This window comes from Saccharopolyspora sp. NPDC002686 (assembly GCF_040295745.1).
Lineage (GTDB): Bacteria > Actinomycetota > Actinomycetes > Mycobacteriales > Pseudonocardiaceae > Saccharopolyspora > Saccharopolyspora oryzae.
Map to the genome: position 1 here is coordinate 1 of NZ_JBEOVY010000259.1, position 11,381 is coordinate 11,381.

Sequence of the window (11,381 nt, forward strand, 5' to 3'; positions counted from 1 at the left end):
GCGAATAGCCCACCCTCGCAACCGGCACCGCCGCGGGTTCTCAGACGTCGCCTGGCGAGGACGGCCCGACTGCCGTGTATTGGCATACATAAAGTTGGGCACCCGGAGTCCAGGCGGCGTCTGAGGTTCCGCTACTCGCACCGCTGCGCAAAACGAGTTCAGAAACAGGTTTTCCCTCAGCGCAGGGCGATGATCGTGTAGGGGCCGACGTCGCGCTTGACGAAGGCCGGTGAGTCGAACACGGCGCGGTCGAAGTAGACGTCGTAGTCGCGGACGTTCGGCAGCTGCGGGAACGCGTCGCCCTTGAGCTGCAGGACCAGCTTGCCCTGCTCGCCCTCCGGCAGCTCCACGGTCGAGTGCGGGCTGTCCGGGTTGCTCAGGACGAACACGTTGGGCGCGTGGAACTTGCTGTCGCGCAGCATGCCGATCAGCTCGTCGCTGGTCTTGGCCGTGGTCCACCGCTGGATCTCGGCGGCGCGCTGGTCGTAGTCGCCGAGCGGGTTCGCGTAGTGCGGCGTCTCCTGCTGGAAGCCCCAGTAGGGCATGAACGACATCAACTTGTAGTCGGTGCTCAGCAGCAGGTTCTGCTCCGGGGCGCGCCCGGTCAGCTCGGCGATCGCGCGGATCTCGTCCGCGTTCCACGAACCGAGCTGCGCCGGGTCGCGCTGCCCCATCGCGTTGTCGCCGGTGGGGTAGTAGTCCTGGTAGGCGGCCTGGACCGAGCCCTGCAGCTTGTCGCCGATCGCGCTCTGGCTGATCGCGATCGCGCCGAGCAGCCCGACCGCGCAGGCGACCATGCTGATCTGCAGCGCGTGCCGGAGGTCGAGCTTGCGCCGCAGGTGGCCGATCAGCTCCAGGGCGCCGAAGACGCCGGCCACGGCCAGCGTCACGTCGAGGATCACGTTCAGCCGGAACGCCAGCAGCGTGGTCTTGGCGACCAGCGCCAGCGTCGAGAGCGCGAACCAGCAGTAGACCGCGATCACGATGGTGAACATCGAAGCCGCGACCTCGTTGCGGCGGCAGCGCACCAGCAGCCACACCAGACCCGCCAGGCACAGCACGCCGAACGCGGTGCCCTCCATCATCGGCGTGGGCAGGAGGGCGCTCTCCTCCGGCAGGTAGTGCTGGGCCGCGCTGCGCGGGTTGTTCAGCAGGAAGTCGGTGGCCACCAGGTAGGGCAGCCAGCTGAGCAGCGCGATGACCAGGCTGACCAGCCCGATCGGCAGCAACCGCAGGAACAGCTGCCGGACCGTCGGCCACAGGCGTTGCCCCTGGTGCACCCGGAACGCGCCGATGACCACCGCCATCGTCAGCACCATCAGCACCGCGAACCCGAAGTGCAGGGTGTAGGTGATGGAGGCGAAACCGACGTAACCGCCGATGCACACCAAAGTCCACTTGGGAGCCGCGTCCCGGCGCCGCAGCGCGTGCCAGGCCAGCACCGCGACCGGCGCCAGCCAGGCCGCCGACGGCCACGCGTAGGGCTCCTCGATGCCGTGCAGCATCCCCGCCAGCGCGGTGGCGATCGCGGCCAGCAGCGCGATGCGGCGCCGGACGACCACGCTCCACAGCGTGAACGCCACGACGGTGGTCACCGCGACCCAGGCCAGCGCGTACGGCTTGTACGCGGCCCAGCCGTCCCAGCCGAGCAGGTTCGCGAACCGGCCGCCCAGCCAGAACCACCCGCTCGGGTAGTAGGGCGCGGTGTCGGCGTAGTTCATGTCGGCCAGGCCCGGCGTGCTGGCCATCCGCGTCATGAACTGCATGCGGAAGCCGTTGTCCACAGAGGACCCGCCGTAGTAGAACCTGGTGTTCTGCAGCGGAACGGCCAGCGCGAGCGTGCTGAACGCGCTCAGCGACACCCAGGTCCCGAACAGCCGCAGCCAGCGCGGCGAGCGGTGGTGCCCGAGCGCCAGCAGCACGAACAGCACGACCAGCACCAGCCCGCTGCCGGTGGCGGCGAGCGCCTCGGGGGCGTAGCTGGGTTCGCTGATGCTCAGGCGGGTGGCCGCGAACTGCAGCACGAGGCTCACCACGGCGGCGACGGCCGCGCCCAGCAGCAGCTCGGCGATCGTGTTGCGCAGCGGCAGGCGGACCGCTGAGTCCCGCCGCGGTTCGTCGATCGGGCTCGGTCCGGTCAACTTGATGCTCGGCAGGATTCCCGCCACTTCACGCGTCCTTCGGCGTAGCTGACATGGGGGCTCGCGCAGAATAGTTGACGCGCCCCGCACACCCCGCCATCGGGTGATGCGAGCATCGCGCGCTGTAGCGCTAGGGTGACCGCGACGGCCGGTCGCCGTTGTCGGTCCGCAGTTTCAATTGAAACTGCGGCCCCTGTAACCCGGAGGAACCGCAGTTTCCCACGAACACTGCGGTCTGGCGCCGCTAGGAGGTCGGCGAGTGGCGGACAGCCCCCAAGCACCCGGAGGGGAGTCCCACGGCACTCGTGCCGTCCCGGAGCGGATCGGGGACGAGGTGGATCATCTGATCCCGCACCTCGCCGAGCCGCCGGTGCCGCGCGTGGTGGTCAAGGCCGACCTGCTGCCCGCGATCAGCGCGGTGTCGCTGATCGCGCTGCTCGGGTTGCCCGTGGGGTGGGTGTGGTCCCGGCTGGCGCCGCCGCAGCAGAGCGTGCTCGGGCCGAAGGGTTCGCTGACCCCGCTGCTGGTGGAGAGCTACCACGGCTTCGACGCGATCGCGATCTTCATGCTGCTGACGTTCGGCGCCGGTCTGCTGACCGCCTCGGTGCTCTGGCGGATGCGTCGCCGGCGCGGTCCGGTGCTGCTCATCGGCGGTGTGCTGGGCTCGCTGGTCGCGGCCTGGCTGGGCATGCAGATGGGTGCTTCGTTCGCCGCCGGGATGTACCAGATGCCGCCGAACCCGCAGCTGGGCGATCTGATCACGGTGGCGCCCGAGATCAACACCGCCTGGGTGATGCTGGCGCAGCCCCTGGCGGTGGCGCTCGGCTACGGCCTCGCGGCGTCCTGGAACGGCCTGGACGACCTCGGCCGCCGCCTCGGCTGACCTTGAGAAACGACGCACCCCGGCTCTCGAGCGGAGCCGGGGTGCGGTTTCGTCAGGGGGCTGCGCGGAGGGAGCCGGTGAGCTGGTTGAGCTGATCGGCGGTCGTGGCGCCTTCCACGTCCTGGTCCGCGACGGCCATGAGGACCACTGAGCTCTGCCCGTCACTGTTCGTCGCCACCACGCTGGCCAGCGTCTTCGGCGAGTCGCACGGTCCTGGCTGGGGGATCGTCACCCGCGCCGTGACCCGGACCGCGGGGGTGTTCCCGGGCAGCTGGATCTGCTCCGGCGGGCCGGTTTCGACCACCGGCTTGACGCCGTCGCGGGAGTAGGCCAGGTCGACGAGCTTCGCCAGGGTCTCGGTGGCCACCGCGGTGTCGTCCGGTCCCTTGCGGGCGCTCACGCCCGAGGTCGCGCGGTAGCTGCGGGGGTCGCCGGGGCAGAAGCCGACCTGGTAGTCGGCCACCCCGGTCATGGTCACCGGGTCGTCCGGCGGGCCGTAGGCCTGGATGTTCTCCGGGTCGGGGTCCGGCACCCAGCCCATCGGCACGTCGTAGAGCGCGGTGCGCTTGGGCACCCGCACCACCTGCCAGCCCGGGACCACAGGCGGCAAGTCGGGGTTGGCCGCGGTCGGCTGCGTGGTCGGGGCCTGGGTGGGGGTGTTCTGGCTGGTGGTGGGCTTCGCGGGCGGCGGTGTCGGCGCTGCTTCGTCGCTGCTGGGGATGAGCACGACGATCGTGGTGACGATGGCGATCACGGCCACCGCGCCGAGCGCGATCGCGGCGATCATCGGACCGCGGCTCTTCTTCGGCGGCGGCGTCGGGAAACCGCTGATCATGCCCGGGTACTGCTGCTGGTACTGCGGCTGCTGGTACTGGGGTTGCTGGAACTGCGGTGGCTGCTGCGGCTGGCCGAACGCGCCGAAGCCCTGGTACTGCCCGCCGGGCTGCTGACCCTGCGCACCGCCGGTCGGCTGACCGGTCAGCGGGTCGTACTGCTGACCGTTCGGATCGGAACCCCAAGGACCACCAGGTGAGGACATGGGGGTGATCCTATCCAGCCCTCCGGCGCTGATCGGCCCAAGTCGGCGGGTGTTCAGTCGACGCTGGTGCGGTGGGTGAACTCGGTCCCCGGCTCTTGAGCAGAGCCGGGGCGCGGTTCTCCGTCATTCTGCGCGGAAGGATCCGGTCAGCTGGTTGAGCTGGTCGCCGGTGAAGGCACCTTCCACTTCCTGGTCCGCGGCGGCGATGAGGACCACGGAGCTCTGCCCGTCGTTGTTCGTCGCCACCACGCTCGCCAGCACACTCGCCGAGTCGCACTGGCCCGGGGCGGGCAGCGTCACGCGCGCGGTGACGCGGACCGCGGGGATGTTGCCGGGCAGCTGGATCTGCTCCGGCGCGCCGGTCTCGACCACGGGCGCGACGCCGTCGCGGGTGTGGGCCAGCTCGATGAACTTGGCCAGCGTCTGGGTGGCGACCGTGGTGTCGTCCGGTCCGTAGCGGGCGCTCACGCCCGAGGTCGCGCGGTAGCTGTTGGAGTCGCCGGGGCAGAAGCCGGCCTGGTAGTCGGCCACGCCTCTCAAGGTCACCGGGTCCTCCGGCGGGCCGTAGGCGTGGAGCCCATCCGGATCGGGATCCAGCTCCCACTCCATCGGCACGTCGTAGAGCGCGGTCTTCCTGGGCGCCCGCACCACCTGCCAGCCCGGGACCACCGGCGGCAGGTCCGGGTTGGCCGCGGTCGGCTGCGCGGTGGGGGTGCTCTGGGAGGTGGTCGGCTTCGCGGTCGGCTGCGGTGCCGCTTCGTCGCTGCCGCCGGGGACGAGCACGACGATCGTGGTGACGATGGCGATCACGACCACCACGCCGAGCACGATCGCGGCGATCACCGGGCCCCGGCTCTTCTTCGGCGGCGTCGGGAAACCGCTCACCATGCCCGGGTACTGCGGCTGTTGGTACTGAGCCTGCTGGAACTGCGGCTGTGGGTACTGAGCCTGCTGGTACTGCGGCTGCTGCGGCTGGCCGAAGCCTTGGTACTGCCCGCCGGGCTGCTGGGGACTGCCCATCGGCTGGCCGGCCAGCGGAGCGTGCTGCTGACCGTTCGGATCGGAACCCCATGGACCACCAGGTGAGGACATGCGGGTGATCCTATCCAGCCCTCCGGCGCTGATCGGCCCAGGATCAGGAGCCGTATCCACCGTCGTGCCAGGTGGCGTGCACATCGCCGTCCACGTTGTCGTAGTGCATCGTGATCGGCTGACTGGTCTCCGGCATCGTGAACAGGATGTCCGCGACGAGCGCGTTCGAGGTCGCGTCACCAGCGTTGCCGATCGGCGTGCGCTCCGGGATCCAGTTCTCCAACGAGTACGGATCTGTCACGGCCGGGGACTCCGACGCTACGACCTTCTCGCCTCCGACCTCCAGCGACCACTCGTCGCGGAGGATGATGTCGCGCCCTCCGTAGGCGTTGAAGTACACGTGCACCTTGTAGCCGCCGCGCGAGGAGTCGTACACCGGTGCGTCCGCGGTGAGCGCGATCCAGCCCGGGTACTTGTTGACGTAGTTGAGGATGTAGCCGAACTCGTACACCGTCGACAGGTCGTCGGGGACGAAGTCCGCCGGCTGCGCATCCGGGATCGGTGCCCGCCCGGTGGAGGTCGGTGCTTCCGTCGCATCGGAGCTCGTCGGGGTTGGTTCCGCCACCGATGTCGTGGATGTGCGCGGGGAAGGAGCCGCGGGTGTCGCTGGGCTGAACGGAATCTCCAGCTTCCCGCCGCTGCAGGCGGTCGACAGGAACAGGGTGCAGCAGGCCACGCCGATAGCAGCGGTTGAACGGAGCTTCATGAGTCCGCGCTCTTCTCTTGAGTTTGGTGGTCAACAGGGTTTGAGACTGTTTCCGGTCGTGCCCGGTTCCACCTGGAATGCGGACGAAGGTCACAGTCGTCGCTGCAGGGGACGACCGTTGACGTGTGACTCCTGCTGGGGGCCGCCACCGGCACCGCCGCGCGAACCGACCAGCGGAGGCAGATCTCAGTTGACGCTGGTGCCCTGGGTGAACTCGGTGAGCGGGGCCGGCACCGCTCGGAGCTCGCGGAGGAATTCCGCTTCGCGCAGCAGCAACCGGCGGACCAGGCGAAGCCGTGCCAGCGGGTCGGTTTCGGCGAGCAGGTCCTGCCGGTCCTCCACGGTCAGCACGCAGTCGTCGGCGAGCAAGTAGGACAGATCGGCGATTTCGGCGTCCGCGCCGGGGGTTTCGCGGCGGCCGCCGCGCAGGCCGGTGGAGTGGTAGCGCTGGTGCGCCGCGCGGGCGGTGCTCGTCAGGTGCTCGCGGCGGCCGGGCGAGTCGCTGGCCGGTTCGGTGTCCGGCAGCCACTGGACGTTCGCGACGAGGTAGGGCGCGGTGGTGCTGTCGATCTGCAGCAGCCGGAACCGCCGCTCGCCCGCGGCGCTGACGTCGTAGCGCCCGCCGGGCAGCTGGCGGACGTCGTCCAGCAACGCGGAGCACCCGACGTCGTACATCGAGTCCACGTTGTCCTCGCCGACCTCCCAGCCCTGCTTGATGGCGACCACGCCGAACCTGCGGTCGGGCACGGATTCGCCGACGAGGTCTTCGACCAGCTGCCGGTAGCGCGGTTCGAAGACGTGCAGCGGCAGGTGGCCGCCCGGCAGCAACACCGACCCCAGCGGGAACAACGGCAAGACGTCCAACACGCCCCCAACCTAACTGCCCACCACCCCGACCGCACCGCCTCATCGACATCCCCGCAGGTCACCGGGGCGGGATCAGGAGGTGGTTCTCGGCGCATGTTGTTCGTCCTGGCCTTTGTCTTTGATGCGCCGTCAGGCGCATAGCCCACGCTCGCAGCTTGCGCCGCCGCGGGTTCTCAGCGTTCGCCTGGCGAGGACGGCCCGACTGCCGTGTATTGGCATACATCAAGTCGGGCACCCGGAGTCCAGGCGGGCGCTGAGGTTCCGCTACCGGCACCGCCACGCAGAACGACCACGAAATCAATCCTCTAGCTCGGCGGGCGGAAGACGGCGAAGGGGTCGGTTACCTGGAGATCGCGGCTGGTGAAGCGGAACAGCGCTGGGGGTCGGCCGCCGGAGGGGCCGGCCGGGACGGTGCGGCCGGTGGGTTCCAGGGCGCCGCGGCGGGTCAGGACGCGCTGCAGGTTGGTCGACGCGACCTGGTAGCCGAGCGCGGCGGAGTAGATGTCGCGCAGTTCGGAGACGGTGAACTCGGCGGGGGCCAGCGCGAAGCCGATGTTGGTGTAGGACAGCTTGGCGCGCAGCCGGTCCCGGACCGCCAGCACGATCTGCTCGTGGTCGAAGGCCGTCGGCGGGAGGGCTTCGACGGGGTGCCACTGGGTGTCGGCGGGGACCTCGGGGTCGACGTCGGAGGGCACCAGGCCGAGGAAGGCTGTGGCCACCACGCGGCGGTCGGGGACCCGGTCCGGGGCGCTGAACACCGACAGCTGCTCGACGTGGGAGAGCTTGTGCACGTCGACCTTCTCGGCCAGCTGGCGGCGGATCGAGGTCTCCACGTCCTCGGTGGCCGACAGCCGCCCACCGGGCAGCGACCAGCGGTGCAGGTCCGGTTCCTGGGCGCGCTGCCAGAGCATCACCTGCAGGTGGCCGTCGCGGACTTGGAGCACCCCGGCCAGCACTTCGTGACCAGCGTCGCTCCCTTTCGGGGGATGAGCGGTGTTAGTATGTGGCACGTTTTCGATTCTAAGGCGAAAACCTCGGAGCCGTTGAGCCGGGGTGTTGAACGGACCTTCCGGACGAGCTGCCCGGGGGATCCGGCGAGGAGGACGACATGGCCGCTACTGCCACTTGGGAGCGGACCGACGCCGGTTACGCGGGAGTCCGGCCCGACGCGGACTGGGCCCGCGAAGTGCGCGCGCTCGCCGACGAGCGGGACGCGGTGCTGCTGGCGCACAACTACCAGCTGCCGGAGATCCAGGACGTCGCCGACCACACCGGGGACTCGCTGGCGCTGAGCCGGATCGCGGCCAGCAGCAGCGCGAGCACGATCGTCTTCTGCGGCGTGCACTTCATGGCCGAGACCGCCAAGATCCTCGGCCCGGAGAAGACGGTGCTGATCCCCGACGAGCGCGCGGGCTGCTCGCTGGCCGATTCGATCACCGCCGAGCAGCTGCGCGAGTGGAAGGCCGAGCACCCGGGCGCGGTCGTGGTGTCCTACGTGAACACCACCGCCGAGGTGAAGGCGGAGACCGACATCTGCTGCACGTCCTCCAACGCGGTCGACGTGGTGCGCTCCATCCCGGCCGACCGCGAGGTGCTGTTCTGCCCGGACCAGTTCCTCGGCGCGCACGTCAAGCGCGAGACCGGCCGGGACAACCTGCACATCTGGGCCGGGGAGTGCCACGTGCACGCCGGCATCAACGGCCCGGAGCTGGCCGAGCGCGCGGCTGCGAACCCGGACGCGGACCTGTTCATCCACCCGGAGTGCGGCTGCGCGACCTCGGCGCTGTACCTGGCGGGGGAGGGCATCGTCGAACAGGAGCGGGTGAAGATCCTGTCCACCGGCGACATGCTGACCGCCGCGCGCGACACCGGTGCGCGCTCGGTGCTGGTCGCCACCGAGGTCGGGATGCTGCACCAGCTGCGCAAGGCCGCGCCGGAGATCGACTTCCGCGCGGTCAACGACCGGGCCTCCTGCCGGTACATGAAGATGATCACCCCGGCCGCCCTGCTGCGCTGCCTGCGCGAGGGCGCCGACGAGGTGCACGTGCCCACCGACGTCGCCGACCGCGCGCGGGCCTCGGTGGAGCGGATGATCGCCATCGGCAAGCCCGGAGGCGGCGAATGACCTGGGAAGCGGGCGCTGACCTGCTCGTCGTCGGCACCGGTGTCGCGGGCATGACCGCCGCGCTGCGGGCCCGCGAGCTGGGACTCCGGGTGCTGGTGGTCAGCAAGGACTCGGTGTCGGCGGGCAACACGAGCTGGGCGCAGGGCGGCATCGCCGTGGTCCGGCCCGACGAGCTCGACCCGGGCGACAGCCTCAGCAAGCACGTCGAGGACACGTTGACCGCGGGCGTAGGGCTGTGCTCGCGCCAGGCGGTGCGGCAGATCCTGTCCGACGGTGCGGCGGCGATCGCGCGACTGCGCGCGGCCGGTGCCCGCTTCGACGCCGGAGCGGACGGCGAGCTGGCGCGGACCCGCGAAGGCGGGCACAGCGCGTTCCGCGTGATCCACGCGGGCGGCGACGCCACCGGCGCGGAGGTCCAGCGCGCGCTGACCGATGCGGTGCGCGGTGGCGGGATTCCGGTGCTGGAGCAGCATTGCGTGGTCGAGCTGCTGCGCGGCGAGGACGGTTCCGTCGCGGGTGCGCTCGCGATGGACTCCGAGAGCCGGCCGGGAGTGCTGCGCGCACCCGCGGTTCTGCTGGCCACGGGCGGTCTCGGGCAGCTCTACGCGGCCACGACGAATCCCGATGTGTCCACTGCGGACGGTGTGGCGCTGGCCCTGCGGGCCGGTGCCACCGTGGCGGACCTGGAGTTCGTGCAGTTCCACCCGACGGTGCTCTACACGCCGGGCGGGCCGCGCGGTCGGCGTCCGCTGATCACCGAGGCGGTGCGCGGCGAGGGCGCGGTGCTGGTCGACGTGAACGGCCAGCGCGTCATGGCCGGTGAGCACCCGCTGGAGGACCTCGCGCCGCGCGACGTCGTGTCGGCGGCGATCAACCGCCGTGCCGCGGAAACCGGGTCGGAGCACGTGTTCCTGGACGCGACCAGCATCGGCCCCGGGTTCGCCGAGCGGTTCCCGACGGTGCACGCGGCCTGCCGGGAGGCCGGGATCGACCCGGTGCGCGAACCGATCCCGGTGGCCAGCGCCGCGCACTACTCCTGCGGCGGCGTGATGTCCAGCGTGGACGGCCGGACCTCGGTGACGGGCCTCTACGCGGCGGGCGAGGTGGCCTGCACGGGGCTGCACGGCGCGAACCGGCTGGCGTCCAACAGCCTGCTGGAAGGGCTCGTCGTCGGGGCCCGAGCAGCCGAGGCGGTGGCCAAGGACCTGTGCTGCGGCCTGCTGAACCGCAAGCCGGTCGGCGAGTTCGTCCAGCCCGCGCTCGCGGTGGTCGACCGCGAGCTGCTGCAGTCCACGATGAGCAGGCACGCGGGCATCGGGCGCTCCGAAGAGGGGCTGGCCGCGGCCACCAAGGCGCTGGACGAGGCGGCGGTGGTCCGCCCACTTCGGACGCGCGAAGCCGTCGAGGACGCGTCGTTGCTGATGACGGCGCAGACGCTGCTGGCCGCGGCCCGGCAGCGCGCCGAGTCGCGCGGCTGCCACCGGCGCACGGACTTCCCGGACACCGACGACCTGCGCTGGCGGCGCAGCACGGTGTTCCGGCTGGACGCCTCGGGTTGGCTCATCCACACCACGGCCGGGATTGCGAGGACCGCGGCATGACCATCGACATCGACGACGCGCGCGAAGTGGTGCGCACCGCGCTGGCTGAAGACCTGCGCTACGGACCGGACGCGACCACTGAGGCGACGGTCCCGGCCGACGCGATCGCGGAAGCCGGGTTCAACACCCGCCGGGCCGGGGTGGTCGCCGGGCTGCCGCTGGTGCGGCTGGTGCTCGACGAAGTGCTGGGCGCGGACGCCTACGCGGTGCTGTCCGAGCGCGCCGACGGCGACGTGCTGGCGCCGGGCGACTGCGTGCTGCGGGTGAAAGCCCCGGTCCGCGGCCTGCTCACGGCCGAGCGCACGGCGCTGAACCTGCTGTGCCACCTGTCCGGCATCGCCACCGCGACCGCGGCGTGGGTCGAGGCGGTGGCGGGCACCGGCTGCCGCATCCGCGACAGCCGCAAGACCCTGCCGGGCCTGCGGGTGCTGCAGAAGTACGCGGTCCGCTGCGGCGGCGGTGCGAACCACCGCATGGGCCTGGGCGATGCGGTGCTGATCAAGGACAACCACGTGGTGGCGGCCGGTTCGGCGGTCGCCGCGGTGCGGGCCTGCCGGGAGCACGCCCCGGACCTCCCGATGGAGGTCGAGGTGTCCACGTTGGACGAGCTGGACGAGGTCCTGGCCGAGGACGTGTCCCTGGTCCTCCTGGACAACTTCACCCCGGACCAGTGCGCGGAAGCCGTCCGCCGGGTCCGCTCGGTCTCGCCGTCGACGGAGCTGGAGGCCTCCGGCGGCCTGACCCTCGACGTGGCCGGCGCCTACGCCCGGACCGGAGTCCACTACCTGGCGGTAGGAGGCCTGACCCACTCCTCCCCAGCCCTGGACCTCGGCCTCGACATGTGAGTCCGGTCGACTTCGCGCTGGGGTCGTGAGTCCGGTGGTTTCGCCGGGTGGGCCCGGTTCACCGGTGTCGCGGTCGGCGGAG

Annotated in this window: 10 protein-coding genes; 4 read left to right on the plus strand and 6 right to left on the minus strand. The window is 71.0% G+C overall.

The window, feature by feature from the left end:
* Window positions 1–176: 176 nt before the first annotated feature.
* On the minus strand, window positions 177–2,168 hold the full coding sequence (locus tag ABTZ89_RS27690) for an arabinofuranosyltransferase (RefSeq protein WP_351050019.1): 1,992 nt from the start codon (window positions 2,166–2,168) through the stop codon (window positions 177–179).
* Between the two features lie 232 nt (window positions 2,169–2,400).
* On the opposite strand from ABTZ89_RS27690, the gene ABTZ89_RS27695 reads away from it, so the two are divergent.
* The gene (locus ABTZ89_RS27695) at window positions 2,401–3,024 is read left to right on the plus strand and encodes a DUF2567 domain-containing protein (RefSeq protein ID WP_270947033.1); all 624 of its coding nucleotides are present in this window, start codon (window positions 2,401–2,403) and stop codon (window positions 3,022–3,024) included.
* A 52-nt stretch (window positions 3,025–3,076) separates the two neighbouring features.
* Here ABTZ89_RS27695 and ABTZ89_RS27700 read toward each other — a convergent pair whose 3' ends face one another.
* The 5 genes from ABTZ89_RS27700 to ABTZ89_RS27720 form a co-directional block, all read right to left on the minus strand.
* Window positions 3,077–4,063, minus strand: a complete 987-nt coding sequence (locus ABTZ89_RS27700) for an EGFR-like transmembrane domain-containing protein (RefSeq protein WP_351050022.1) — start codon at window positions 4,061–4,063, stop codon at window positions 3,077–3,079.
* Window positions 4,064–4,186: 123 nt separating this feature from the next.
* Window positions 4,187–5,155: a DUF8017 domain-containing protein gene (locus tag ABTZ89_RS27705; protein WP_351050024.1), complete on the minus strand. Its 969-nt coding sequence runs from the start codon at window positions 5,153–5,155 to the stop codon at window positions 4,187–4,189.
* Between the two features lie 43 nt (window positions 5,156–5,198).
* Window positions 5,199–5,720 carry a hypothetical protein gene (locus ABTZ89_RS27710; protein WP_351050027.1) on the minus strand — a complete coding sequence of 174 codons (522 nt, stop codon included), beginning with the start codon at window positions 5,718–5,720 and terminating at the stop codon, window positions 5,199–5,201.
* A 327-nt stretch (window positions 5,721–6,047) separates the two neighbouring features.
* Window positions 6,048–6,725, minus strand: coding sequence for an LON peptidase substrate-binding domain-containing protein (locus tag ABTZ89_RS27715; protein ID WP_270947120.1), 678 nt, complete (start codon window positions 6,723–6,725; stop codon window positions 6,048–6,050).
* 308 nt (window positions 6,726–7,033) lie between these two features.
* Window positions 7,034–7,684, minus strand: coding sequence for an NUDIX hydrolase (locus ABTZ89_RS27720; RefSeq protein ID WP_351050039.1), 651 nt, complete (start codon window positions 7,682–7,684; stop codon window positions 7,034–7,036).
* 152 nt (window positions 7,685–7,836) lie between these two features.
* Between ABTZ89_RS27720 and nadA the strand changes: the two genes are divergently transcribed.
* Genes nadA through nadC form a run of 3 tightly spaced genes read left to right on the plus strand, consistent with a single transcriptional unit; the run spans window position 7,837 to window position 11,299 of the window.
* Window positions 7,837–8,853: a quinolinate synthase NadA gene (nadA, locus tag ABTZ89_RS27725; protein ID WP_351050030.1), complete on the plus strand. Its 1,017-nt coding sequence runs from the start codon at window positions 7,837–7,839 to the stop codon at window positions 8,851–8,853.
* Window positions 8,850–10,454: an L-aspartate oxidase gene (locus ABTZ89_RS27730; protein WP_351050033.1), complete on the plus strand. Its 1,605-nt coding sequence runs from the start codon at window positions 8,850–8,852 to the stop codon at window positions 10,452–10,454. The genes nadA and ABTZ89_RS27730 overlap by 4 nt, the downstream gene beginning before the upstream one ends.
* Window positions 10,451–11,299: a carboxylating nicotinate-nucleotide diphosphorylase gene (gene nadC / locus ABTZ89_RS27735; protein WP_351050035.1), complete on the plus strand. Its 849-nt coding sequence runs from the start codon at window positions 10,451–10,453 to the stop codon at window positions 11,297–11,299. The genes ABTZ89_RS27730 and nadC overlap by 4 nt, the downstream gene beginning before the upstream one ends.
* The last annotated feature ends 82 nt before the right edge of the window (window positions 11,300–11,381 follow it).